The sequence below is a fragment of the Polaribacter marinaquae genome, assembly GCF_038019025.1.
Taxonomy (GTDB): domain Bacteria; phylum Bacteroidota; class Bacteroidia; order Flavobacteriales; family Flavobacteriaceae; genus Polaribacter; species Polaribacter marinaquae.
This window is the reverse complement of record NZ_CP150496.1, coordinates 1,624,402-1,649,282: the sequence shown is the minus strand read 5'-3', so window position 1 is coordinate 1,649,282 and position 24,881 is coordinate 1,624,402. Positions and strand designations below refer to the sequence as shown.

Sequence of the window (24,881 nt, the reverse complement as noted above, 5' to 3'; positions counted from 1 at the left end):
CAAATCTGCTGTAATTTTTACCCTAAAATGCAAAAAAAAATCCCGCAATTTAATTACGGGATTTTTTTTATTTTAAATTTTCTGGAATTTCACATACTGGTATCGGTACCATTTTGTGCTGATTAATTCTGTTTAACCTTTCATATATTTTAAAAACCTCTTTTTGTCTTCCTGTAAAATCATCTTCATTTTTTTGTAGATCTTGCATTTTCATGGCCCATTCTAATTCATCATAAGAAGCCCCAATTTGATCTTCATCGGTTCTGCTATCTCCAAACAAGCCATCTGTAGGTTGCGCTTTTTGAATCGATTCTGGTACATTTAGATAAGCTGCTAAATCATAGACTTCAGATTTCATTAAATCTGCAATAGGACTTAAATCTACGCCTCCATCACCATATTTAGTGTAGAAACCAACACCAAAATCTTCAACTTTATTTCCTGTTCCGGCAACTAAATAACTGTGTAAACCTGCAAAATAATATAAAGTAGTCATTCGCAACCTTGCTCTGGTATTTGCTAAAGTTAAATCTAGTTTAGCTGAACTCTCTGTGTTTGGTACAACTTTTTTAAAATCTTCAAAAGTTGATGTTAAATTCACTCTAACTTCAGAAACATTAGAAAATTTTTCTTTTAATTGTTTAATATGTTCTTCGGCTCTAGAAACCTGACTTTCTGCTTGGTGTATTGGCATTTCGACGCATAAAGTAGGTAAGCCGGTTTTGGCACAAAGTGTAGATGTTAAAGCAGAATCAATTCCGCCAGAAACACCAACAACAAAACCTTTTACACCAGCTTTTTCAGCATAACTTTTTAACCAAGAAATAATATGAATTGCTACTTTTTCTGTATTCATTAGATAAACTATTTTAGTATTTTTAACGTTTATAATTCTATTAGCAATATACAAAGTTTATGAGATTTTTTCTAGTGATTTTAGCGGTTTTATTTAGTTTTTATTCATGTAACACTAGTAATAGTATAAATAAAATAGATGTTTCTAACACTACTGTTAATTTTGATGTGAAGCGTTTTGATGTAGATTTTTACACATCAAAAAAGGAAAACCTAAAAGAATTAAAAGAAACATATCCTTATTTTTTTCCAGAAGAAATTTCAGATAGTCTTTCAATTTCAAAAATGAAAAATAAAGAAGAGTTAGAACTTTTTAATGAAACTCAACTTTTTTATAAAGATATTAATCCACTTAAAAGGCAACTAACCTCTTTGTTTAAGCATGTAAAATACTACAATCCAAAATTTGAAGCGCCAAATGTAGTTACGATGTTAACCAACATAGATTATGATAGTCGAGTAATTTATGCAGATAGTTTACTTATTATTTCTTTAGATGTTTATCTAGGCAAAAATCACAGGTTCTATAATGATTATCCAACTTATATTAAAGCGAATAATACTAAAAATCATATTATTGTAGATGTTGCTAACGAGATAATCAAAAGGCAAGTTCTACCTTCTAGAGAAAGAAGTTTTATTGCTAAAATGATTAATGAAGGAAAAAAAATGTACTTGTTAGATTTTTATTTACCAAATATTTCTGATATCGAAAAAATAGGATATCAAGAAGATAAATTTATGTGGATTAAAGAAAATGAAGAGCAAATTTGGGCGTATTTTATTGAAAAGAAACTACTTTTTAGTACCGATACAAAATTGAATAAGCGTTTTATAGAGGTAGCACCTTTTTCTAAGTTTTATATGGGGCAAGATAATTTATCTCCTGGTAGAGCTGGTGTTTGGTTAGGTTGGCAAATTGTTCGTTCTTATATGCAACAGAATGATGTATCTTTGCAAGAACTTTTAGAAATTAACGAATTAGATTTATATAAAAAATCTAAATATAAGCCTAGAAAATAATGTCAGTAAAACATAACTCAGAAATTAAATTTAACGTTGGTTTAGACGAAAATAAAGTGCCAGAAGAAATTTCTTGGACAGCCAAAGATGGTGGCATAGAAAATGAAACTTCTAAATCTATTATGATATCTGTTTGGGATCATAAAAAGAAAGATACATTACGTATGGATTTATGGACAAAAGATATGCCTGTAGATGAAATGAAACAGTTTTATCATCAAACTTTGGTATCAATGGCAGATACTTTTGAACGTGCCACAGATGATCAAAAAATGAGTGCTACAATGAGAGATTTTTGTGAATATTTTGCAGAAAAATTAGAGCTTAAAAAGTAGTAACTTTATAAAAGTATTTTAATTTAAAAAGGATGTATTTATTTACATCCTTTTTTTTTGGAGTTTCTTCAAAAAAAAAAGAGAGCATATATTAAAATATATGCTCTCTTTATAATTTTTATGGTTTTAGATTACTCTAAAGAACCAGAAGGTTTAATCTCTACTCTTCTGTTTAGTTGTCTACCACCAGCGTTTTCGTTAGAGAATTTAGGTCTAGATTCTCCAAATCCTTTTGCGCTAAGGTTATCACTACTAATACCTTCTTTAATCATGTATTTTCTAACTGCATTTGCTCTTCTTTGAGATAAGTACAAGTTATATCTATCACTGTTTCTGTCATCTGTATGTCCTTCAATAAGGAACTTAACATTTGGCACTTGTTTCATTAATTTAACAATCTTATCAATAGTACTAAAAGATATAGTTTTAATTCTATCACTGTTAGTATCAAAGTATATACTAGTTGCTAATAATGCAATTTGATTGTTAATGTTAGACGCATTGTTAGTATTTGGTTCTGGTTTAGGACAACCTCTGTTCTCTACAGTTCCTGGAGTTGCAGGACAAAGATCTTTACCATCCATAATACCGTCGCCATCAGAATCTACATTTAATGGGCAACCTTCGTTAGATTCAGGACCATATTCTAAAGGACATTTGTCTTTGTGGTCTGGTAAACCATCTTTATCAGAATCTACAGCTTTACCATTACCATAAACCATTACACCTGCAGGCGTATTTGGTTCTATGTCTAATTCATCCATTACACCATCTTTGTCGGTATCAACAATTTGAAATTTACCTCTATTGTCTCCGTTTTCGTCACCCCAAATGGTAAATACTTTCTTTTTTCCTAATTTAAAAGATACACCTATACTAGAAACAAAAAATGTTTCCCAATCTTGTTTATTAGATATTGCAGCATCTAAATGATCTTCGTAGTTAAAGTACATACCTGTTCTAAATTCTAAATCTAGTTTTTTATTTAATCTTCTTTTAAGACCAAATTGTGCAGATAAATAAATAGAACTAGCTGCATTTTGGCTATTTCTTGATGGATTAAATCCGAAATCTACAATTTCTACATTTCTACCATCAGAAAATCTTTCATATAATGTAGAGTTGTATTGATGATAACCAACACCAAAGTATCCTGCTGCGTGCCATTTTGAAGCTGCTGTTTGATATAAGTTTGTAAAACTAAAAATTAAATTTAGTTCTGCACCATAAGCTGCACCTTCAAAGTTTAAGTTATCTTGATTTACTACTTTGTTTTCTGAATAAAGTACAAAGTAGTTAGATTCATTAGAAAAATATTGAGCTCCACCAGAAATTTTATTGTAAGAAACTTTAAATTCTAAACCTAAAAGTGGGTTAAACATTTTATTTACATAAGCATAACCACCAAAGTTAAAGTAGTTGGTATCATCTCCTGTACCAATAGAACGCAAATCTCCGTGCATAATAAAGTTACTGAAACCACCACCAACAGCCCAACTGTTAGAGTTTTCTAAATCTATTCTATTTCCGTAAGTAATTTCGTCTGTAGTAAATTGACTAAATATTGCAGTGCTCGATAAACAAGTTAAAATTGCAATTAAAAAAATTCTCCTCATTGTGGGTATAGTATATAATATTTAACAAATTTGGGGGGAATTAATATCGGTGCAAAAGTATAATATTTTTTTTAATTATACTTTATTTTATTTATGATAAAATTGTAATCTTTTTTGTTGTTAACAAAGTCTATTTCAGACACATCTATAATTAATAAGTTCAGGTTTTCTTGCGTTGATATAAAGCTTTTATAACCGTCGTGTATTTTTTTTAGATATTCAGATTCAATATTTTGCTCGTATGTTCTTCCCCTTTTTTTAATATTCTCTAAAAGTCGCTCTGTGTTTTGATATAAGTACACATAAAGATCTGGTTTAGTAATTTCTTTATATATTAGATTAAACATTTTTCGATACAATAAGTACTCATCATTAGATAAAGTAACTTGCGCGAATATTAAAGATTTAAAAATATAATAATCTGAAACAATGAAGTTCTTAAATAAGTCGAATTGTGCTAAATCATCGCTAAGTTGTTGATATCGGTCGGCCAAAAAACTCATTTCTAAAGGGAAAGCGTATCTATCTTTATCTTCATAAAATTTAGGTAAAAACGGGTTGTCTGCAAATCTCTCTAATACTAATTTTGCATTAAATTCATCAGACATCATTTTAGCTAATGAAGTTTTACCAGCACCAATATTACCTTCTATTGCAATGTAATTGTATTTCTCTGTAATTGGTATTGGTCTTACCAATTGTTCGCTTATTTTTTCTATTTCAGATTGATCGGTGCAACCTTGTAAGCATACATTGATTTGTTTTTTTTCTATTGGATGAATTACATTAGATGCTATTTCTTCCAAAGGAACCATTACAAATTTTCTTTGTAACATTTTATAGTGTGGTACAATTAGATTTTTAGAAAATATAATTTCATCTTCAAATAATAAAACATCAATATCGATATTTCGATTTTCGTAATTTTCTGTTGATTTTCTCTCTCTACCTAGCTCTTGTTCAATAGATAAAACATCTTTAAGTAAAGTGTCTGGTGGTAAATATGTTGAGACTTTAATACATACATTGTAAAAGTCGTTACCTTCAAAACCCCAAGAAGCAGTTTTATAAATTGATGATATTTTTTGAATTGCGCCAATTTTGTCTCCAATTAAGTTGATCGCTTTTTGGAGGTTTTCTAGCTTATTTCCTTGGTTTGTGCCTAAAGATAAATATGTAATACGTTGAATTTTCATATAGAGAGTACAAAGAAAATAAAAGCATTTAGATTATTACGTTTTAAACAAAAAAAAATCGCCAAAATAATTTTGGCGATTTTTAGTATTTAGATAAAAAAGTTTAAAAATTAATCTTTTTTATTTTCTCTAGGTTTTCTGTCATCACGTCTGTTATCTCTTCCGCGGTTGTCTCTACCTCCAGAACGCTTATCGTCTCTTGGTGGTCTAGCAACATAACCTTCGGGCTTTTCTAATAAAGCTTTTCTAGAAACTTTTTCTTTTCTAGTTCTTGGGTCGATTCCGAAATATTTAACATCTAAAATGTCTCCTAATTTTACAACATCAGAAACATTGTCTGTGCGTTCCCAAGCAAGTTCACTTACGTGTAATAAAACTTCGTTTCCTGGAGCTTCTGTATATTCTACAACAGCACCAAAATCTAACATTTTAATTACTTTTACTTCGTAAACAGAACCCTTTTCTGGTTTAAACATCATAGATTCTATTTTAGAAATAACAGCCTCTATACCTTCTGGTTTTGTTCCTAAAATCTCTATAATTCCTTCTTCTGTTACAGCGTCTTCTGTAATTACAATTGTAGTTTCAGTTTCTTTCTGTAATTCTTGAATGTGTTTACCACCTGGTCCAATAAATGCACCAATTAATTCGTTAGGAATTCTTCTGTTAACCATTTTCGGTGCATGAGCTTTTACTTCTGCACTTGGCGCCTCAATAGTGTCAGTTAATTTACCTAAAATATGTAAACGACCATCACGAGCTTGTTTTAAAGCATTTACTAAAATCTCGTAACTTAATCCTTTAATTTTAATATCCATTTGACAAGCAGTAATACCTTCTGCAGTACCAGTTACTTTAAAATCCATATCACCTAAATGATCTTCATCACCTAAAATATCAGATAAAACTGCATAACGATCACCATCAGAAATTAATCCCATAGCAATACCAGAAACTGGTCTCGTTAATTTTACACCAGCATCCATTAAAGCCATTGTACCTGCACAAACTGTTGCCATAGAAGAAGAACCGTTAGATTCTAATACTTCTGATACAACTCTTACTGTATATGGGCAATCATCAGGAATCATTCCTTTTAAACCACGTTGTGCTAAATTACCATGACCAACTTCTCTTCGAGATGTTCCTCTTAATGGTCTAGCTTCACCTGTACAAAAAGGAGGGAAGTTATAGTGTAAATAGAAAGATTCTTCACCTTCATAAGATGGCATGTCTATTTTGTTAGCTTCTCTAGAAGTTCCTAAAGTTACTGTTGCTAATGCTTGGGTTTCACCACGAGTAAAAATAGAAGAACCGTGAGTAGATGGTAAGTAATCTACTTCACACCAAATTGGTCTAATTTCATCAGTTTTTCTTCCGTCTAAACGAATTCCTTCACTTAAAGTTAACTCTCTTACTGCTTCTTTTTCTGCTTTGCTGTAGTATTTAGATACTAAACCACCAAACTCTTCTAATTCTTCTTCTGTAAAAGTAGCAATTACTTCTTCTTTTACTTCTGCAAATGCAGCACCACGTTCTGCTTTAGAAGTTCCTTGTTTTGCAATAGCATAACATTTATCGTAAGCTAAATCGTGTATTTTTTTTGCTAATTCTTCATTTTGTTCTGCAGTAGCGTACTCACGTACTTCTTTTTTACCAAAAGCTTCTGCTAAAGCAACTTGTGCTTTAATTTGAACTTTAATAGATTCGTGTGCAAATTTAATTGCATCTGCCATTTCTTCTTCAGAAATTTCATCCATTTCACCTTCTACCATCATAACAGAATCTGCAGAGGCACCAATCATCATATCGATATCAGATTCTGCTAATTGTGCTCTACTTGGGTTGATAACGAATTCTCCGTTTACTCTTGCAACACGTGCTTCAGAAATTGGGCATTCGAAAGGAAAGTCACTTAATTGTATAGCGGCAGAAGCAGCTAAACCTGCTAATGCATCTGGCATAACATCTTCATCATGAGACATTAACTGTATCATAACTTGAGTTTCTGCGTGGTAATCTTTTGGAAACAACGGACGTAAAACTCTGTCTACTAAACGCATTGTTAATACTTCACCATCACTTGGTCTTGCTTCTCTTTTAAAGAAACCACCAGGATAACGACCTGCAGCTGCAAATTTTTCTCTATAATCTACCGTAAGAGGTAAAAAGTCTACATCTGCTTGTTTGTAATTAGATACTACTGTACATAATAACATTGCTTTTCCCATTTGAACAACAACAGAACCGTGTGCTTGTTTTGCTAATTTACCGGTTTCTAATGAGATGGTTCTTCCATCACCAAGGTCTATAACCTCTTTAAATACTTTTGGAATCATAAAATTTTAATTCTAATTTTTTAATACTTTGTGTTGTTGTGTTGTTGTTTGTTGTTGCAATGGAAATTCAAAAATGCTGTTACTATTTTTGATTTTTTATATTGTTGCTGATGTAGTTAGCATCAGACTTTTTAAATTTATTGTAATAAAAAAGAGGCACGTTTATAGAGCCTCTTTTTTGTAAGAATTATTTTCTAATTCCTAATTCTTTGATAATCGCACGATATCTGTTGATTTCAGTTTTCTTTAGATAATCTAATAAACTTCTACGTTTACCTACCATCATTACTAATGAACGCTCTGTATTAAAATCTTTACGATTTCTTTTTAAATGCTCTGTTAAATGGTTAATTCTGTGCGTAAATAACGCGATTTGCCCTTCTGAAGAACCAGTATCGTTTTTTCCTTTACCGTGTTTTTCGAAAATGCTTTCTTTAACTTCTTTAGTTAAGTACATGCCAATATTATTTAAATGATTATTATGTATATCAACGAAATTTTTTCATTGAAGGTGCAAATATACTATTATTTTTCTGATAAAAATAAATCTTGTATAAAGAAATTGCAATACAGTAATCTCATTTTAATGGCTTGATATCCTATATCTTAATAGGATAATAATATATTAAGATATTAACTTTACGATACATTGATTAATTATTAAAGAAATTCATAAAACCAGTACTTTTTATTAAGTATATTTTACCAAATTGTCAATTCTTTTATAAAAAATGCGATATAATTTGTTTGTCTCAATATAATCTTTAGATTTGTCACATTAATAAAGAGAATCAATATGTTAAATAACACTTGGGCACGTTTCTATTTTTACTTTTACTTTTTTAGTAAGAGGAGAGACTTTGTATCATGTTATTAAACAGAATAAAAAATATATAAAGTCTCGAATTTAATTCGAGACTTTTTTTTTGATATCAATTCATGAAAAAAGTAATCGCCATACAAGGAGCCGAAGGTTCAAATCATCATAAAGTTGCAAGAGACTTTTATGGTGCATCTATAGATTTAATAGAATGCATGTCTTTTGATACTTTGGTAGATAACTTATTAGATGCAACAGCAAGCCTTGGTGTTATGGCTATCGAAAATACAATTGCAGGTTCTATTATACCAAATTATGCATTAATTGATAAAAATAATTTACATATTACCGGTGAAGAATATCTAAATATTCACCACCATTTAATGGCTTTAGAAGGTCAGAAAATAGAAGACATCAAAGAGGTTTGGTCGCATCCGATGGCGTTATTACAATGTAAGGAGTTCTTTAAAAAATATCCGCAGATAAAATTAGTAGAAGATGTAGATACTGCAGAAGTAGCAAAAAGAATTTCTAAAGAAAATTTAGTGGGTATTGCAGCTATTGCTCCAAAAATTGCTGCAGAAATTTTTAATTTAGAGGTAATAGAAGATGAAATTCAAACAATAAAAGATAATGCAACAAGATTTGTAATTGTACAAACAACAGCGCCAGAAATAAACGAAAAAGTTAATAAGGCATCTTTAAAATTTCAATTAGATCATAAAAGAGGAAGTTTAGCGGCAATATTAAATGTGTTAAGCGATTGTAAAATGAATTTAACTAAAATTCAATCTTTACCGGTTATAGAATCTCCTTGGAAATATTCATTTTTTGTTGATGTTACTTTTGATGCTTACAAAGATTACGAAAAAGCAAAAGCTATTATAGAAATAATGGCAGAAGAATTTAAGATATTAGGAACGTATAAAAATGGGAGAAAATGATTAAAGCTGCCAAAAGATTAGATACAGTACAAGAATATTATTTCTCTAAAAAATTAAGAGAAGTTAGAGGTTTAGCTGCTGCAGGAAAACCAATTATTAATATGGGAATTGGTTCTCCGGATTTACAACCGCCAACAAAAGTATTAGACGCAATTTCTAATAGTTTGGGTGATTCGAGTGCACATAAATATCAATCTTACCAAGGTTTACCAGAATTAAGAAATGCAATTTCAAGTTTTTATAAAAGCAAGTTTTCTGTAGATGCAAATCCAGAAAATGAAATTTTGCCTTTAATGGGAAGTAAAGAAGGGATTATGCATATTTCTATGGCTTTTTTAAACGAAGGCGATAAAGTTTTAATTCCGAATCCTGGTTATCCAACGTATACATCTGTAACAAAATTGGTGGGTGCAGAACCATTGTTTTACAATTTAAGTGATGCAACTAATTGGCAACCAGATTTTGAAACATTAGAAAATCTAGATTTATCTAATGTAAAAATTATGTGGGTAAATTATCCGCATATGCCAACAGGTACAGATGCAACATTAATAACTTTTCAAAAATTAGTAGCATTTGGTAAAAAGCATAATATTTTAATTGTAAATGATAATCCGTATAGTTTTATTTTAAATGATAATCCTATTAGTATTTTACAAGTTGATGGCGCAAAAGAAATTGCTTTAGAATTGAATTCTTTAAGTAAAACTTTTAATATGGCTGGTTGGCGAGTTGGAATGTTGTTAGGAAATGCAACATATATCGACGAAGTTTTAAAAGTAAAATCGAACATGGATTCTGGTATGTTTTACGGAATTCAAAAAGGAGCAATAGAAGCTTTACAATTATCTGATAGTTGGTTTTCTGATCAAAATAAAATTTATGAAGAACGCAGAAATCTAATTTGGCAATTAGCAGATAAATTAGATGCTACTTATAATAAAAATGCAACAGGCTTATTTGTTTGGGCAAAAATACCCGAAGGAAAAAAATCTGAAGAAGTTACAGATGCAGTTTTATACGATAAAGATATTTTTATAACACCAGGAACCATTTTCGGTTCGCAAGGAGAAGGATATATTCGTTTTTCATTGTGTGTAACAACAGATATAATTAAAGAAGCAATATCAAGATTATAGATTATGAAAAATATATACATGATTGGTATTGGTTTAATTGGCGGTAGTTTTGCTGTCGATATAAAAAATAACAATCCAGAAGTTAAAATTTACGGAATTGATGCCAATGAAAACCATTTAGACGAAGCTCTAAAATTAGGTGTAATAGAAGAAAAAGCAACTTTAGATAATTTAGAAAATGCCGATTTGGTAATTGTGTCGATTCCGGTAGATGCAACTGTAAAATTATTACCAATAATTTTAGATAAAATTTCTGATAATACGTTGGTTGTAGATGCAGGCTCAACAAAAGAAGCAATTTGTAAAGTGGTTGAACATCATCCAAAAAGAAGAAATTTTTTAGCAGCACACCCAATTGCAGGAACAGAAAATTCAGGGCCATCAGCAGCAATTTCTGGCTTATACAAAGGGAAAACGAACATTATTTGCGAGGTAGAAAAAACAACTTTTAAATTGCAAGAAAAAGCATTAGACCTTTTTAGAGCTATTGGAATGCGTATTCGTTACATGGATCCTGTTTCGCATGACAAGCATATTGCGTATGTTTCGCACTTATCTCACATTAGCGCATTTATGTTAGGTAAAACAGTAATAAATAAAGAAAAAAACGAGCGCGATATTTTTGATATGGCAGGTTCTGGTTTTGCATCAACAGTGCGTTTGGCAAAAAGTTCGCCAGCAATGTGGACACCAATTTTTAAACAAAACAAAGAAAACGTAATAGAAACGTTAGAAGAATACATCAATAATTTACAAAAATTTAAAGAATTGATGCAACAAGATAATTTCTCTGAAATTTTTAACGAAATGGAGAATACAAATTATATAAAACAAATTTTAAACGGCATAAAATAAGAGCCAAAACAAGTAGAACAATGAAGAATACAAAAGAATTAAGAACATGGTTGGATGATATGAAACTAGATCATCCACTAGTAATAGCAGGGCCTTGTAGTGCAGAAACCGAAGAACAGGTTTTAAAAATCGCACACGAATTAAAAGATTCTGATGTAAACTATTATAGAGCAGGAATTTGGAAACCTAGAACAAGACCAGGAAATTTTGAAGGTGTTGGTGCATTAGGTTTAGGTTGGCTTAAAAAAGTAAAAGAACAAACAGGCATGAAAACCTGTACAGAAGTTGCCAATGCAGCGCACTGTAAATTAGCCATAGAACATGATGTAGATTTACTTTGGATTGGTGCAAGAACAGCTGTATCACCATTTATTATGCAAGAAATTGCAGATGCCTTACACGGTACAGATAAAATTGTTTTAGTAAAAAACCCAATAAACCCAGATTTGGCTTTATGGTTAGGTGGTATCGAGCGTTTGTATACAGCAGATATTAAAAATTTAGGAGCAATTCATAGAGGTTTTTCTACATACGAAAAAACAAAATATAGAAATGTTCCAGAATGGCAAATTGCTATCGAGTTTCAAAATAAATTTCCAGATTTACCATTAATTTGCGACCCATCTCATATTACAGGTAACAGAGAAATGATTTTTGATGTTTCTCAAACTGCCTTAGATTTAAACTTCGATGGTTTAATGATAGAAACACATTTCGATCCAGATAACGCATGGTCAGATGCTGCACAACAAGTTACACCAACGAAGTTAAAGCAAATCATGGAAGATCTAAAAATTAGAAAAGAAACAAACACAGAAGCAGAATACAAAAGCAGTTTAGATAACCTAAGAGCGCAAATTAACGTGGTAGATAACCAGTTGGTAGAAACTTTAGGAAAACGAATGAAAATTGCAGATCAAATTGGTGCTTTAAAGAAAGATAAAAACGTTGCAGTTTTACAATCGAAACGATGGAACGAAATCTTAGGAAACATGATTTTAGAAGGTGAAAGTAAAGGATTAAGTGAAGAGTTTGTTTTAAAAATGTTTAAAGCAATTCATCAAGAATCTATCAATCATCAAGAAAAAATTATTAAAGGATAGTTTTTGGGCGTTACCACAAGGGTCAGGCTTTCGTTGCTCGCTTTTTTTGTAGAAAAAACAAAAAAGAGCTCAAACAAACCACTCAATCCTTAACGCGTAGCGCAAACTATAAAAGTAAGTTCATAAAAATTAGAATCCTTCAAGCATAAAAACTTGAAGGATTTTTTTATGGATTTATTCAATCTAAAATTCTTAAGTATTTAAAAATAAAGATCAAAAACTTACACTTAACTTAAAGTTCTCGATACAATTATCTTATAAATTCGAAAATCATAAGAACTGATAACTAAATTAATTTAAAATTCTGCATCTTTGTATTAATGACAGGAATCGTATACAAATCTACAGGAAGTTGGTATCAAGTAAAATCTACAGAAGGAGATTTTTATAAATGTAGAATCAAAGGAAAGTTTAGAATCAAAGGAATTAAAAGCACCAATCCTATTGCCGTAGGAGACAATGTTGTATTCGATATCGAAAAAAAAGGAGACGAAGAAACAGGTGTTATTAAAAAGATTTTAGACAGAGATAACTTTATAGTTAGAAAATCTGTGAATCTTTCTAAGCAAACACATATTATTGCCGCTAATGTAGATCAGGTTTTTTTGTTAATTACAATTAATAATCCGCCCACTTTCACAACTTTTATAGATCGTTTTTTGGTTTCTACAAGAGCCTACAGAATAGATACCGTTTTAGTTTTTAATAAAATAGATTCGTACGAAATAGAAGAAAGAGCAGAAATTTTATACTTAAAAGACATTTACCAAGCAATTGGTTATACTTGTATAGAGGTTTCTGCAACCGAAAACAAAAATGTAGATCAAGTAAAAGAATTAATGCTAGGCAAAACATCTATGTTTGTTGGGCATTCTGGTGTTGGTAAATCTACATTAGTAAATGCTGTAGAACCAACTTTAGACCTAAAAACTAAAGAAATTTCCGATCAACATAGTCAAGGAAAACACACTACAACATTTGCAGAAATGTTCGATTTAAGTTTCAATGCAAAAATTATAGACACACCAGGAATTAAAGGTTTTGGAGTTGTAGATATAGACAAATACGAACTTGGCGATTATTTTCCTGAATTTTTTGCATTAAAGCAAGATTGTAAATTTAACAATTGTATACATACTAAAGAGCCGCAATGTGCGGTAAAAGATGCTCTAGAAAATGAAGAAATTTCGTGGTCTCGCTATAAAAGTTACCTTCAAATATTAAACGGAGAAGAAGAAAAAGAACATTTTAGAACAGATGTTTGGAATGAAGAAGACAACGAATAGCTGTTTTGTAAAATTTAAATTCTTATGAAAGTTGTTATACAAAGAGTTACAGAAGCAAGTGTAACCATAAATAAAATTAAAGTAGCAGCAATTAACCAAGGACTTTTAATTCTAGTTGGTATTGTAAACGAAGACACGCAAGAAGATATCAATTGGTTAGTGCGTAAAGTTACAAACCTTAGAATTTTTAATGATGAAAACGGTGTAATGAATCAGTCTCTTTTAGATGCTAAAGGCGACGTAATCGTTGTAAGTCAGTTTACTTTACATGCTTCGACCAAAAAAGGAAATAGGCCAAGTTATATTAAAGCTGCAAAACCAGATGTTGCAATTCCGTTGTACGAAAACTTTGTAAAAACTCTTCAAAAAAATATCGATAAACAAGTGCAAACAGGTGAGTTTGGTGCAGACATGAAAGTAGCACTTTTAAATGATGGTCCAGTTACAATTATCATAGATTCTAAAAACAAAGAATAGTTTTGATGAATTATTTCGATGCACATACGCATACTTTTTCTAAAGAAGAAAATGTTTTGTCTGTTGTAAATAAATTTCCTGTATCAGAAAATTTTTCGCATCCATTTTCAATTGGTATTCATCCTTGGTTTATTAAAGTAAAAACACTTAATACAGAATTTACCGTTTTAGAAGAAAAGATACAGCATAAAAATTGTTTAGCTATAGGAGAGTGCGGTTTAGATAAATTAACAGAGGTCAATTTTCAAACTCAGAAAGAAGTATTTGTTACACAAATTCAATTGTCAGAAAAATATAAAAAGCCTTTAATAATTCATTGTGTTAAAGCATATCAAGAAATAATTGAGTTTAAAAAAACATTAAAACCTAAACAGGTTTGGGTGCTTCACGGATTTAATAAAAGCTTGCAACTTGCAGAAAGTTGTCTTAAAAACGGAATTATATTGTCTTTTGGAAAGGCAATTATCAATAGAAATAAAGTAGCAGAGGTTTTTAAAAAATTGCCATTAAACGCTATTCTTTTAGAAACAGATAATAATGATGTAACTATTTTTGATGTTTACAAAAAAGCATCAGAAATTAAAAATATTGAAGTAACAGAACTTCAAAAGCAAGTAGAGCAAAATTTTAAAAATATATTTATTTAATGAGTTGGTTAGAGCGCACGGAGTTATTGGTGCAAAAAGAAGGTTTAGAAAAATTAAAAAATGCCAATATTTTAGTAGTTGGTTTAGGTGGTGTTGGTTCTTATGCAGCAGAATTTATAGCTAGAGCAGGTGTAAATAAAATGACAATTGTAGATGGTGATGTTTTTGATGAAACAAATAAAAACAGACAATTACCAGCTTTAAACTCTACAATTGGTAAGCCAAAAGTAACGGTTTTAGCAGAAAGATTAAAAGATATCAATCCTACTATAGAATTAACAGTTTTGCAAGAATTTTTATCTCCAGAAAGAGCTTATGAAATTGTATCTAAAGATTTTGATTATGTATTAGATTGTATAGATAGTATTACACCAAAAGTTAATTTAATTGTAGCAGCTAGAAGAAAAAAAGTTAAAATTATTTCTTCTATGGGCGCCGGTGGTAAATTAGATGCAACTAAAATTAAGGTAAAAGATATTTCTAAAACTAAAAATTGTACAATGGCAAGAGTTTTAAGAAAACGACTAAAAGAAAGAAAGGTAGATAAGGGTGTTAAAGCTGTTTTTTCTGATGAAGTTCAAATTCCGGAGAGTGTAAAAATTACAGACGGAACCAACTTTAAGAAATCTTACTATGGTACAATAAGCTTTATGCCTGCAGCGTTTGGTTTGCAAGCAGCAGCACATGTTGTTAATTTTATTATAAAAAAGTAAAAAATATTTTCCAAGGAAAATAAAAGCGTTGTATATTTGCCATGGAAAATATTTTAAACTAATTAAATTAAAGTAATATGAAAAAAGTAGTTTTATCATTAGTATTAGTAGCATCAGTTTTAACTGCATGTAAAAGTGAAAAGAAAGAAAAAGTAGAAGCTAAAGAAGAAGTAAAAGTAGAAGCTACGCAAGATTTAAATAATGTAGATGTTGCTAGTTCTGTAATTACTTGGAAAGGTACAAAGCCAACAGGTGCACACAACGGTACAATTATGTTAAAAGAAGGCTCTTTAAACGTAGAAGAAGGTAAGTTAGTTGGTGGTACTTTTGTTGTTGATATGTCTTCTATGAAAAACGAAGATTTAGATGCAGAAGGTGGTGCAAAATTAGTTGGGCATTTATCTGCGCCAGACTTTTTTGATGTTGCAACATACCCAATGTCTAAATTTGTTATTACTAATGTAGAAGAAGCAGAAGGTAAATTAGCTGTAACTGGTAATTTAACAGTAAAAGATGTTACAAAAAGTATAACAATACCTGCTACGTTAACTACAGAAGGAAATGTAACAACATTTAAAAGTGAAAAATTTAATGTAGATAGAGCAGATTTTAATGTAAAATACGGTTCTAAAAAATTCTTCGATAACTTAAAAGATAAGTTTATTGATGATATGATTGAGTTTTCTTTTACAGTTAACACAAAAGCATAATTTGATTTAAACTTTAAATCGAAAAAATTATAAACCCAAAACGTAAGTTTTGGGTTTTCTTTTTATATTGCATCGCTATAAAAAAATGTTGCATGAAAAAAAGTTCTTACCTGGCATTCATTTGCCTATTTTTTACCTTTTACATAATTAAGGCCCAAGAAACTGATTACTCTTACCAATCTATACCAGTTAATTTATTAGAAAATGCAAATGCAGTTGTAAGAGATAATTCTATAGAAATTACAATAGAAGATTTCGATAGAATGACTGTTCATATAAGAGAAGTTGTAACTGTTCTAAATAAATTAGGTAATGTAGATGCTAGATTAGTAGAAGGTTATGATGAAGACACAAAGATTACAGATTTATCTGTAAAAGTTTTTGATGCTAATGGTACAGAAATCAAAAAGTATAAAAAAAGAGATTTTACAGATGTAAGTGCTGTTGATGGCGGTACATTATACTCAGACTCTAGAGTAAAATACATAGATTATACACCAATATCTTATCCTTATACAATTGTTTTCGAATCCGAATATAAAACATCAACAACGGGTTTTATACCTTGGTGGCAACCTATAAATGGTTATTATGTTTCAGTCGAAAAAAGTTCGTATAAAATTAATAATCCAAAGAAAATTCCGTGGAGAACAAAAAAAACAAACTTTAAAGATTTTGCAGTAAAAGAATTAGAAAATGATTCTGAAATACTTTTTACACTAGAAAATCAACCAGGTTATAAACAAGAAAATTCAGCAGTTCATTACAGAGAAATATTACCAAAAGCTTTAATTGCATTAAATAATTTTTATTTAAAAGGTGTGCCAGGGTCTTATAAGAATTGGCAAGAATTTGGGTTATGGATGCATTCAAAACTATTAAATGGTAGAGATGCGTTAGACCAAAGTACAGTTACAATAATTAAAAACTTAGTAAAAGATATCGAAGATCCTATAGAAAAGGCAAAACTAGTGTATCAATATATGCAAAACAAAACAAGATACATAAGTGTACAAGTAGGTATTGGTGGTTGGGAACCAATAGCAGCGAAAGAAGTAGACAGAGTCGGTTATGGAGATTGTAAGGGTTTAACCAATTACACAAAGGCTTTGTTAAATGTTGCTGGCGTTACATCTTACTATACAGTTGTTTATGCTGATGAGAAAAGGGACATTGATAAAGATTTTACATCTATACAAGGAAATCATGTGATTTTAAATATTCCTACCAAAAATAAAGATGTTTGGTTAGAATGTACAAGTCAAGATATGCCTTTTGGTTTTTTAGGCGATTTTACACATGATAGAAACGTGCTAGTTGTAACACCAGAAGGTGGTGTTATTAAAAGAACAGCTTCTTATAAGGATGAAAAAAATTTACAAGTAACTTCTGCTGATATTCAGTTAAATAAAGATGGATCTTTAAAAGCTACATTAAATATTGTTTCAAAAGGATTACAATATGATGATAAACAAAATTTTGATTCTTACACGAACGAAGAGTTAATTAAAATTTATAAATCTAATATTTGGTCTTATAATAATAACACTGATATAGAATCTGTAAAGCTTAAGAATGATAAAAAAGAGATAATATTTGAAGAGGATATAATTTTAAATGTAAAAAATTATGCATCTACATCACAATCTGAATATTTGTTTAGAGTAAATGTATTCAACAGAAATAATTATGTGCCAAAAAGGTACCGAAAAAGAAAATTACCACTTAAAATTTATAGAGGCTATAAAGACGAAGACACATACAAAATAACCTTGCCAGAAAATTACGTATTGAGCGTGCTTCCTTCAGAAAAAATAATTAATTCAAAGTTTGGTACGTATAAAGTTTCATTTACAAAGATTAATGAAAAATCTTTTATCTATAACAAAACACTAATTATAAAAGAAGGTACTTATTCTAAAGAAGATTATAAATCTTACAGAACTTTTAGAAGAAGTATTGCCAAATATGAAAATTTAAGAATCGCAATAAATAAAAATTAATGAAAATGAAAAAAGTATTACCTCTACTATTATTATTAACAACCCAACTATCTATACTTGCCCAAGATTATAAATTTGGTAAAGTGAGTAAAGAAGAACTAGAAGAAAAATTTTATCCTCTAGATTCTACAGCAGATGCTGCTTACCTCTTTAAAAAAAGAAGAACTTATTATGATTATATAACTAATAATGGTTTTCAATTGGTAACAGAGTTTCATGAAAGAATAAAGGTTTATAATAAAGAAGGCTTTAACATGGCAACCAAAGAAGTTGTTTATTATAAACCAGAATCTGGAGAAAGTGAATCTGTAAGTTCTATTAAAGGATATACTTTTAATTTAAATGGTAATAAAATTGAAAAAGAAAAGTTATCTACCAAAAGTATTTTTACAGAAAATATTAGCAAATTTAGAAGTGTTAAAAAGATTAGCATGCCTAAAGTTAAAGAGGGGTCTATAATAGAGTTAAGATATAAAGTTTATTCGCCTTATGTACAATCAATATCAGATTTAAAACTGCAGTATCATATACCAGTTAAAAAACTAGATTACAGTGTAGAAATCCCAGAATATTATATTTTTAAGAAAAATACAATTGGTTATTATCCTGTAAAACAAATTAAAACTTCTAAAAACGGCAAGATTGGAGATACCAATTATAAGATTGAAGTTACAAGTTTCGTGGAAGAAAACATACCGGCTTTAAAAAATGATGAACCATTTGTTAGTAGTGTAAAAAACTATAGATCTGGTTTAAAATTCGAATTAACTCAAACAAACTTTATTAGTATCGGTGGAGATTTTAAATCTTACTCAAGCTCTTGGGAACAAGTCGCAAAGCAAATTTATAAATCTTCTAGCTTCGGAGGAGAGTTGTCAAAATCGAGTTATTATAAAGACGATTTAAATAAGATTTTAGCAGAAAGTAAAACAGAGGTAGATAAATTATTGAATATTTACAATTTTGTTAAACAAAGAGTTAAATGGAATGAATATTATGGTATTTATTCTGATAAAGGTGTAAGGAAAGCTTTTAAAGATAGAGTAGGTAATGTTGCAGATATTAATTTAATGCTAACATCTATGTTGCGTACTTCTGGCTTAAATGCAGACCCTGTTTTAGTAAGTACAAGGGCAAACGGAGTGCCTTTTTTTCCAACAATAGACGGTTTTAATTATGTTATTTCTGCTGTAGAACTAAATTCTGGAGGTATAGTTTTACTTGATGCTACAGAGCCATATAGTACGCCAAATATTTTACCTAGAAGAGCATTGAATTGGAATGGTAGAAGAATCACAAAAGATGGTAACTCATCTTGGGTAAAATTAGCTACAACAAAACACGCAACAGAAGATAATAATATAATGGTTAATATTTCTGATGATTTAATGATTAGCGGTCTTTACAGAACAAAGTTTAGTAATTTAAGTGCTTTAACTTATAGAAAAAACCACAATCACTTAACAGAAGAAGCTGTTGTAACAGGTTTAGAGCAAAAAACAAATGTAGAAATAGAAGATATTAAAATTTTAAATGATAAAAACATTTATAAGATACCTACAAGAACTATAAAATTTAATAGCGACGGATTGATAGAAAGTATAAATGGTAAATTATATATAGAACCATTATTATTTTTAACAGAACGTAGAAATCCTTTTAAATTAGAAGAAAGAAAGTTTCCGGTTGATTTTACAACACCATGGAAAGTGAAAAATGTAGTTTCAATTAAAATACCCGAAGGTTATAAGGTTGAAGCTGTACCAGAAAGTTTTGCGATTGGCTTACCAGATAATTTAGGAGTTTTTAAATATCAGATTCAAGAGAATGCAGGTAAAATTAGTACGATTAGTAGTATGCAATTTAATACAGCAATTGTATCTCCGCAGTATTACGAAAGTTTAAAAAAGTTTTATGGTGATTTAGTGAAAAAGCAAACTGAAAAAATTGTTTTGATAAAAATTTAAGCTAAAAAGTTAATTATATAAACCCAAAACGAAAGTTTTGGGTTTTCTTTTTTTATGGTTTTTTTAAGAAGGAAACCCTAACATGTTTCCCATGCCAACAGTAAATAGCCAGCAGCCATAAATACTATGTTCTACACTAACTAAAAAGGTAGATTTTGTTTTATTGTAGGTGTATGCAAATAGAAGTCCTCCAATAAAAGTTAAAATTAAAACCAATGTATTTTTAAATAGTAAATGAGCAAGAGAAAACAAAAAAGCATTTATAAAAAGAAATAATTTCTCATTTTTAAACAATTCTAGATAGCGTTTAAAAAAGAAATTTCGGTAAAGTAATTCTTGCGGGTATACAGAAAAAACCGAATAAAAAAGAAGTATTAAAATCCATAAAAGTGGTTTGTTCAAAACAACTATAAAGAGGTTTTTAGGAGCTGTAAAGTAAACATAAAAAGAGGTGATGATTGCTATCAAGAACAGCTTTATCATGGTTGATTTCCAAAAAAATCTCCAATCAATATTTTTCGAAATTCTTAATTTTACGTTTTCAACTTTAAGTAGAATGTATAAAATGTAAAAAAAAACAAGCAGACCAATTGTAAGTTTAATAATAGCATTATAAGTAAAAACAAAACTAATAGGAATCATTAAAAATAAAATTAATAGCTCTAATAGTTTGTAGTTTTTAGTCTGCATATTTATAAATTTATAGCTGTTGTATTTTTAACTTGCTCGATTGCAAAAGTACTATGCGTACTGCCAATGTATTTGATAGCAGTAAGTTTTGTTATCATAAAATTTCTATAAGTTTCCATGTCTTTAACATAGATTTTTAAAATATAATCGTAATCTCCACTTACATGAAAACATTCGGAAACTTCTTCTAATTTTAAAATTTCATTTTCAAAAGTATGTACATATTCTTTAGAGTGCTGAATTAATTTTACATGGCAAAACACTAAAAAAGATTTATCAATTTTATTTTTATTTACAATTGCAACATACTTTTCTATTACATTTTGATTTTCTAGTTTTTTTATTCTTTCATAAATAGCTGTAATAGATAGATTTAGTTGTAAAGATAATTGTTTGGTAGTTTGTTTACTATCTACTTGTAATAAATTTATAAGTTTTTTGTCTATCGTGTCTAACATATAATTTTCTAAAATTTTAAATGAATTAAATTTTTTTTAGATATTAAAATTACTAATTGATTTAAAAATAGAAAAAAAATCTAAATTTTGAATATTAAATTGTTTTTATTTCTTAAAAACCGTCTTTTTGTGTAAATAAAACTATACTTATGAAATTCAATCCAGCAGATAAAATTCAAGATTTACAATATTTCGGAGAGTTTGGAGGCGTTAACCCTTCAATTTCAGATTCATCTACTTATACATTCCTATCAGCAAAAACGATGTTCGATACTTTCGAAGGAAATGCAGACGGATGTTATTTATATTCTCGCCATTCTACACCAAGTAATTTGTATTTAGGAGAAGCTTTGGCGGCTATGGAAGGTACAGAAACTGCAAATGTAGCAGCATCCGGAATGGGAGCAATCACTCCTGTTTTATTGCAGTTAGTTGGCTCCGGAGAACACATTGTTTCAAGTAGAACAATTTATGGCGGAACGTATGCTTTTTTAAAGAACTTTACACCAAGATTAGGTATAGATACTTCATTTGTAGATATCACTAAGCTAGATGTTGTAGAAGCTGCAATTACAGATAAAACAAAGGTTTTGTATTGCGAATCTGTAAGTAATCCGCTTTTAGAGGTTGCAGATATCGAAGGTTTATCTGCTTTGGCAAAAAAGTATAATTTAAAATTAGTAGTAGATAATACATTTTCTCCACTATCTATTTCTCCGGCTAAATTAGGTGCAGATGTTGTAGTACATAGTTTAACAAAATTTATCAATGGTTCTTCAGATACTGTTGGTGGCGTAGTTTGTGGTACGCAAGATTTTATTAACGATTTACGAAACGTAAATGATGGCGCAAGCATGTTGCTAGGTTCTACTATGGATAGTTTAAGAGCTTCTTCTATTCTTAAAAATTTAAGAACTTTACATATTAGAATGAAACAACACAGCTTTAATGCTGCTTTTTTAGCTGATAAATTTGAGACTGATGGCTTAAAAACAGTATATCCGGGTTTACAATCGCATTCGTCACATGAATTATTTAAGTCCATGATGAATGCCGAATATGGTTTTGGTGGAATGTTAACTATTGATGCAGGTTCTCTTGAAAAAGCGAATGAATTAATGGAGTTGATGCAACACAAAAACTTAGGGTATTTGGCTGTAAGTTTAGGTTTTTATAAAACATTGTTTTCTGCACCAGGCAGCTCTACATCATCAGAAATACCCGAAGAAGAACAAAAAGAAATGGGGTTGTCTGACGGATTGATACGTTTTTCTATTGGTTTAGATAATGATATCGAGCGTACATATGCAATGATGAAAACCTGTATGAAAGAAGTTGGTATTCTATAAATATTTAACGAATTCTTTAAAATAGTAAACTGTAATTAAAGCTAATTTAATTTATTAGTAAAAAATATCTTAAAAAGGCTTTAAATTACAGTTTTAGCAAGAATTTAGATTTGTGTAATTCTTTACAAAATCGTAACATTACACATCAAAATTTATAGTACATGGAAAGCCAAAATATCAAACCAACAAATCCTCAAGACGAAAACATTATAGAAAATAAAGAACTCAATATTTGGGAAGCTTTAATACCTGTTTTTGCTTTGGTGGGCATGTTGTTTTATAATGTTTTTTATGTGTATGGTGATGATGCTTTAAGTGGTAGTAATCAATTTATATTATTATTAGGTGCAGCAGTTGCAGCTATAGTTGGTTTCAAAAATAAAGTGTCTTACAAACAAATGATAGAAGAGGTTGCAGAAAATGTAAAATCTACTTCGGGTGCTATTCTAATTTTATTAATGGTTGGTGCTTTGGCAGGAACTTGGTTAATAAGTGGTATTATTCCTTCTATGATTTATTACGGATTACAAATCTTAAATCCGACGATATTTTTAGCAGCTTCTGTAATAATTTGTGCAATAATTTCTATTGCAACAGGTAGTTCTTGGACAACCTCTGCAACGGTTGGTATTGCTTTAATAGGTATTGGTAACACATTAGGTATTTCTGCAGGTATGACTGCAGGTGCTGTATTATCGGGTGCTTATTTTGGTGATAAAATGTCACCATTATCAGATACAACAAACTTGGCACCAACAATGGCTGGTGGAGATTTGTTTTCTCATATTAAATACATGTCTTTAACAACGGTACCAACAATTTTGGTAACACTTTTGGTGTTTATTATTATTGGTTTTTCTATAGAAACTACAGGGTCTCCAGATGTGTCAGATAAGTTAATGGCAATAGATGCAGCTTTTAATATTTCGCCTTGGCTTTTTATTGTGCCAGCAATTGTAATTTTTATGATTGTTAAAAAAACAGAACCTTTAATTGCACTATTGGTTGGTACACTTCTAGCTGGTGTTGTAGCAGTTATTGCACAGCCAGAAATTGTTTTAAATGTTGCAGGTGCAGATACACTTTCGTTTAACTCGGCTTATAAAGGTGTTATGAACGCAATTACTGTAGATTCTGCGGTAGAAACTACAAGTGCCGAGTTAAATGATTTATTTACTGCCGGCGGAATGAGCGGAATGTTAGGAACTATTTGGTTAATAATTTGTGCAATGGTTTTTGGTGGCGTAATGGATGCAATAGGTGCTTTGTCTAGAATTAGCAAAGCGTTATTGAGTTTGGCTTCTTCTGTTTTCGGACTTTTTGCGAGTACAGTAGCAAGTTGTTTGGCTTTAAATGTTACAGCTTCAGATCAATATTTAGCAATTGTGGTTCCTGGTAAAATGTTTAAAAAAGCTTACGAAGAAAAAGGTTTAGCGCCAGAAAATTTAAGTAGAACTTTAGAAGACTCTGGTACTGTAACGTCTGTTTTAATTCCTTGGAATACCTGTGGTGCATACCAATCTGGTGTTTTGGGTGTTTCTGTAGCAGAATACTTTTTCTTTGCAATTTTTAATTGGTTAAGTCCTTTTATGACGTTGTTATTTGCTGCATTTAACATCAAAATTAAACAATTAGTTAAAAAATAGACTTTAAAACATGATTGTAAAAGCCATTATTTCTGATGCTGAAAGGTTATCAGAAATTGCAATGCAATCTAAAGCAGTTTGGGGTTATTCTAATGATGATTTAGAAACTTGGAGAGAAGACTTAACAATTACACCTAAAATTTTTGATGAAAATTATATTTGTAAATATGTATTGGATTCTAAAATTGTAGGTTTTTACGTTTTAAATAGTTCTAATTTAGATGTATATATTTTAGAGTTTTTGTTCATTGATCCAAATTATATTAAAAAAGGAATCGGTCATCAATTATTACTTCATGCAATAGCTATTTCTAAAAAGGCAAAAAGACTACAAGTTTTATCAGATCCTAATGCAGAAGCATTTTATACTAAATATGGTTTTAAAGTTATTGATAACATAAAAAGTAGTATTCCAGGGAGATTATTACCAAAAATGGAATTACAACTTCGTTAAAAATACGAAAAGCTATTTTTTCTTCGGAATATTTAAAACACCAGAAATTATCAATAAAATCCACGGTGTTCCGTGTAAAAGTACGTCAAACCAATCTTTAGCTTGCATTCCCGTGTCAGAAGAAAATGCATTTCCACCTAAAATCCATTGTAATTTCCCCCAAATATGTGGCGGATTAAAAGGAGCTAAACCTAATGTTAAACTAGCTAAAAGAAAAAGTTTCCAATTGTTTTTAAGTTGGCTTTTCATCAATACT

The 24,881-nt window shown here is 30.0% G+C and carries 24 protein-coding genes; 16 read left to right on the top strand and 8 right to left on the bottom strand.

Annotation, left to right across the window (positions count from 1 at the left end):
* Positions 1 to 67: 67 nt before the first annotated feature.
* Positions 68 to 856, bottom strand: a complete 789-nt coding sequence (gene nadE, locus WG950_RS07520; protein WP_340931381.1) for an NAD(+) synthase — start codon at positions 854 to 856, stop codon at positions 68 to 70.
* A 59-nt stretch (positions 857 to 915) separates the two neighbouring features.
* On the opposite strand from nadE, the gene gldB reads away from it, so the two are divergent.
* Positions 916 to 1,878 carry a gliding motility lipoprotein GldB gene (gene gldB, locus WG950_RS07515; protein ID WP_340931377.1) on the top strand — a complete coding sequence of 321 codons (963 nt, stop codon included), beginning with the start codon at positions 916 to 918 and terminating at the stop codon, positions 1,876 to 1,878.
* The gene (gldC, locus tag WG950_RS07510) at positions 1,878 to 2,213 is read left to right on the top strand and encodes a gliding motility protein GldC (RefSeq protein ID WP_077810996.1); all 336 of its coding nucleotides are present in this window, start codon (positions 1,878 to 1,880) and stop codon (positions 2,211 to 2,213) included. The genes gldB and gldC overlap by 1 nt, the downstream gene beginning before the upstream one ends.
* Before the next feature lie 131 nt (positions 2,214 to 2,344).
* Here gldC and WG950_RS07505 read toward each other — a convergent pair whose 3' ends face one another.
* The 4 genes from WG950_RS07505 to rpsO all read right to left on the bottom strand — a co-directional run bounded on the left by WG950_RS07505 (position 2,345) and on the right by rpsO (position 7,821).
* Positions 2,345 to 3,829 (bottom strand): OmpA family protein, encoded by a 1,485-nt coding sequence (locus WG950_RS07505; protein ID WP_079738049.1) that lies wholly within the window; start codon positions 3,827 to 3,829, stop codon positions 2,345 to 2,347.
* A 71-nt stretch (positions 3,830 to 3,900) separates the two neighbouring features.
* Positions 3,901 to 5,025: a 2-amino-4-hydroxy-6-hydroxymethyldihydropteridine diphosphokinase gene (gene folK / locus WG950_RS07500; RefSeq protein WP_340931376.1), complete on the bottom strand. Its 1,125-nt coding sequence runs from the start codon at positions 5,023 to 5,025 to the stop codon at positions 3,901 to 3,903.
* A 110-nt stretch (positions 5,026 to 5,135) separates the two neighbouring features.
* The gene (locus WG950_RS07495) at positions 5,136 to 7,364 is read right to left on the bottom strand and encodes a polyribonucleotide nucleotidyltransferase (RefSeq protein WP_079738051.1); all 2,229 of its coding nucleotides are present in this window, start codon (positions 7,362 to 7,364) and stop codon (positions 5,136 to 5,138) included.
* A gap of 187 nt (positions 7,365 to 7,551) precedes the next feature.
* Complete coding sequence (gene rpsO / locus WG950_RS07490) at positions 7,552 to 7,821, bottom strand: 30S ribosomal protein S15 (protein ID WP_077811000.1); 270 nt, start codon at positions 7,819 to 7,821, stop codon at positions 7,552 to 7,554.
* Positions 7,822 to 8,303: 482 nt separating this feature from the next.
* Between rpsO and WG950_RS07485 the strand changes: the two genes are divergently transcribed.
* The 11 genes from WG950_RS07485 to WG950_RS07435 all read left to right on the top strand — a co-directional run bounded on the left by WG950_RS07485 (position 8,304) and on the right by WG950_RS07435 (position 20,028).
* A complete protein-coding gene (locus WG950_RS07485; RefSeq protein WP_340931373.1) occupies positions 8,304 to 9,128 on the top strand; it encodes a prephenate dehydratase in 825 nt (274 codons plus the stop codon).
* A complete protein-coding gene (locus WG950_RS07480; protein ID WP_340931372.1) occupies positions 9,125 to 10,267 on the top strand; it encodes a pyridoxal phosphate-dependent aminotransferase in 1,143 nt (380 codons plus the stop codon). The genes WG950_RS07485 and WG950_RS07480 overlap by 4 nt, the downstream gene beginning before the upstream one ends.
* A gap of 3 nt (positions 10,268 to 10,270) precedes the next feature.
* Positions 10,271 to 11,122, top strand: a complete 852-nt coding sequence (locus WG950_RS07475; RefSeq protein WP_340931370.1) for a prephenate dehydrogenase — start codon at positions 10,271 to 10,273, stop codon at positions 11,120 to 11,122.
* A 20-nt stretch (positions 11,123 to 11,142) separates the two neighbouring features.
* The gene (locus tag WG950_RS07470) at positions 11,143 to 12,225 is read left to right on the top strand and encodes a bifunctional 3-deoxy-7-phosphoheptulonate synthase/chorismate mutase type II (protein ID WP_077811004.1); all 1,083 of its coding nucleotides are present in this window, start codon (positions 11,143 to 11,145) and stop codon (positions 12,223 to 12,225) included.
* 320 nt (positions 12,226 to 12,545) lie between these two features.
* Positions 12,546 to 13,511, top strand: a complete 966-nt coding sequence (rsgA, locus tag WG950_RS07465) for a ribosome small subunit-dependent GTPase A (RefSeq protein WP_340931368.1) — start codon at positions 12,546 to 12,548, stop codon at positions 13,509 to 13,511.
* Between the two features lie 24 nt (positions 13,512 to 13,535).
* Complete coding sequence (gene dtd / locus WG950_RS07460) at positions 13,536 to 13,988, top strand: D-aminoacyl-tRNA deacylase (protein ID WP_340931366.1); 453 nt, start codon at positions 13,536 to 13,538, stop codon at positions 13,986 to 13,988.
* Between the two features lie 5 nt (positions 13,989 to 13,993).
* On the top strand, positions 13,994 to 14,635 hold the full coding sequence (locus WG950_RS07455; protein WP_340931364.1) for a TatD family hydrolase: 642 nt from the start codon (positions 13,994 to 13,996) through the stop codon (positions 14,633 to 14,635).
* A complete protein-coding gene (locus WG950_RS07450) occupies positions 14,635 to 15,348 on the top strand; it encodes a tRNA threonylcarbamoyladenosine dehydratase (RefSeq protein WP_077811009.1) in 714 nt (237 codons plus the stop codon). The genes WG950_RS07455 and WG950_RS07450 overlap by 1 nt, the downstream gene beginning before the upstream one ends.
* 77 nt (positions 15,349 to 15,425) lie before the next feature.
* Positions 15,426 to 16,058: a YceI family protein gene (locus WG950_RS07445; RefSeq protein WP_079738058.1), complete on the top strand. Its 633-nt coding sequence runs from the start codon at positions 15,426 to 15,428 to the stop codon at positions 16,056 to 16,058.
* Positions 16,059 to 16,150: 92 nt separating this feature from the next.
* On the top strand, positions 16,151 to 18,061 hold the full coding sequence (locus tag WG950_RS07440; RefSeq protein WP_340931361.1) for a DUF3857 domain-containing protein: 1,911 nt from the start codon (positions 16,151 to 16,153) through the stop codon (positions 18,059 to 18,061).
* A 5-nt stretch (positions 18,062 to 18,066) separates the two neighbouring features.
* Positions 18,067 to 20,028: a DUF3857 domain-containing protein gene (locus WG950_RS07435; protein WP_340931359.1), complete on the top strand. Its 1,962-nt coding sequence runs from the start codon at positions 18,067 to 18,069 to the stop codon at positions 20,026 to 20,028.
* Between the two features lie 63 nt (positions 20,029 to 20,091).
* Here WG950_RS07435 and WG950_RS07430 read toward each other — a convergent pair whose 3' ends face one another.
* A complete protein-coding gene (locus WG950_RS07430) occupies positions 20,092 to 20,511 on the bottom strand; it encodes a CPBP family intramembrane glutamic endopeptidase (RefSeq protein WP_340931357.1) in 420 nt (139 codons plus the stop codon).
* A gap of 209 nt (positions 20,512 to 20,720) precedes the next feature.
* Complete coding sequence (locus WG950_RS07425; protein ID WP_079738061.1) at positions 20,721 to 21,176, bottom strand: Lrp/AsnC family transcriptional regulator; 456 nt, start codon at positions 21,174 to 21,176, stop codon at positions 20,721 to 20,723.
* Between the two features lie 149 nt (positions 21,177 to 21,325).
* On the opposite strand from WG950_RS07425, the gene WG950_RS07420 reads away from it, so the two are divergent.
* From WG950_RS07420 to WG950_RS07410, 3 genes are all read left to right on the top strand, one after another.
* Positions 21,326 to 22,525, top strand: a complete 1,200-nt coding sequence (locus tag WG950_RS07420; protein ID WP_340931355.1) for an aminotransferase class I/II-fold pyridoxal phosphate-dependent enzyme — start codon at positions 21,326 to 21,328, stop codon at positions 22,523 to 22,525.
* Positions 22,526 to 22,686: 161 nt separating this feature from the next.
* Positions 22,687 to 24,171, top strand: coding sequence for a Na+/H+ antiporter NhaC (gene nhaC / locus WG950_RS07415; protein WP_079738063.1), 1,485 nt, complete (start codon positions 22,687 to 22,689; stop codon positions 24,169 to 24,171).
* A gap of 10 nt (positions 24,172 to 24,181) precedes the next feature.
* Positions 24,182 to 24,625, top strand: a complete 444-nt coding sequence (locus tag WG950_RS07410; protein ID WP_340931354.1) for a GNAT family N-acetyltransferase — start codon at positions 24,182 to 24,184, stop codon at positions 24,623 to 24,625.
* A gap of 12 nt (positions 24,626 to 24,637) precedes the next feature.
* Here WG950_RS07410 and WG950_RS07405 read toward each other — a convergent pair whose 3' ends face one another.
* Positions 24,638 to 24,874, bottom strand: coding sequence for a hypothetical protein (locus tag WG950_RS07405; protein WP_077811017.1), 237 nt, complete (start codon positions 24,872 to 24,874; stop codon positions 24,638 to 24,640).
* Between the last annotated feature and the right edge of the window lie 7 nt (positions 24,875 to 24,881).

Coding starts and splice junctions, on each gene's coding strand:
- nadE (WP_340931381.1), bottom strand. CDS start 856: ATGAATACAGAAAAAGTAGCAATTCATATTATTTCTTGGTTAAAAAGT.
- gldB (WP_340931377.1), top strand. CDS start 916: ATGAGATTTTTTCTAGTGATTTTAGCGGTTTTATTTAGTTTTTATTCA.
- gldC (WP_077810996.1), top strand. CDS start 1,878: ATGTCAGTAAAACATAACTCAGAAATTAAATTTAACGTTGGTTTAGAC.
- WG950_RS07505 (WP_079738049.1), bottom strand. CDS start 3,829: ATGAGGAGAATTTTTTTAATTGCAATTTTAACTTGTTTATCGAGCACT.
- folK (WP_340931376.1), bottom strand. CDS start 5,025: ATGAAAATTCAACGTATTACATATTTATCTTTAGGCACAAACCAAGGA.
- WG950_RS07495 (WP_079738051.1), bottom strand. CDS start 7,364: ATGATTCCAAAAGTATTTAAAGAGGTTATAGACCTTGGTGATGGAAGA.
- rpsO (WP_077811000.1), bottom strand. CDS start 7,821: ATGTACTTAACTAAAGAAGTTAAAGAAAGCATTTTCGAAAAACACGGT.
- WG950_RS07485 (WP_340931373.1), top strand. CDS start 8,304: ATGAAAAAAGTAATCGCCATACAAGGAGCCGAAGGTTCAAATCATCAT.
- WG950_RS07480 (WP_340931372.1), top strand. CDS start 9,125: ATGATTAAAGCTGCCAAAAGATTAGATACAGTACAAGAATATTATTTC.
- WG950_RS07475 (WP_340931370.1), top strand. CDS start 10,271: ATGAAAAATATATACATGATTGGTATTGGTTTAATTGGCGGTAGTTTT.
- WG950_RS07470 (WP_077811004.1), top strand. CDS start 11,143: ATGAAGAATACAAAAGAATTAAGAACATGGTTGGATGATATGAAACTA.
- rsgA (WP_340931368.1), top strand. CDS start 12,546: ATGACAGGAATCGTATACAAATCTACAGGAAGTTGGTATCAAGTAAAA.
- dtd (WP_340931366.1), top strand. CDS start 13,536: ATGAAAGTTGTTATACAAAGAGTTACAGAAGCAAGTGTAACCATAAAT.
- WG950_RS07455 (WP_340931364.1), top strand. CDS start 13,994: ATGAATTATTTCGATGCACATACGCATACTTTTTCTAAAGAAGAAAAT.
- WG950_RS07450 (WP_077811009.1), top strand. CDS start 14,635: ATGAGTTGGTTAGAGCGCACGGAGTTATTGGTGCAAAAAGAAGGTTTA.
- WG950_RS07445 (WP_079738058.1), top strand. CDS start 15,426: ATGAAAAAAGTAGTTTTATCATTAGTATTAGTAGCATCAGTTTTAACT.
- WG950_RS07440 (WP_340931361.1), top strand. CDS start 16,151: ATGAAAAAAAGTTCTTACCTGGCATTCATTTGCCTATTTTTTACCTTT.
- WG950_RS07435 (WP_340931359.1), top strand. CDS start 18,067: ATGAAAAAAGTATTACCTCTACTATTATTATTAACAACCCAACTATCT.
- WG950_RS07430 (WP_340931357.1), bottom strand. CDS start 20,511: ATGATAAAGCTGTTCTTGATAGCAATCATCACCTCTTTTTATGTTTAC.
- WG950_RS07425 (WP_079738061.1), bottom strand. CDS start 21,176: ATGTTAGACACGATAGACAAAAAACTTATAAATTTATTACAAGTAGAT.
- WG950_RS07420 (WP_340931355.1), top strand. CDS start 21,326: ATGAAATTCAATCCAGCAGATAAAATTCAAGATTTACAATATTTCGGA.
- nhaC (WP_079738063.1), top strand. CDS start 22,687: ATGGAAAGCCAAAATATCAAACCAACAAATCCTCAAGACGAAAACATT.
- WG950_RS07410 (WP_340931354.1), top strand. CDS start 24,182: ATGATTGTAAAAGCCATTATTTCTGATGCTGAAAGGTTATCAGAAATT.
- WG950_RS07405 (WP_077811017.1), bottom strand. CDS start 24,874: ATGAAAAGCCAACTTAAAAACAATTGGAAACTTTTTCTTTTAGCTAGT.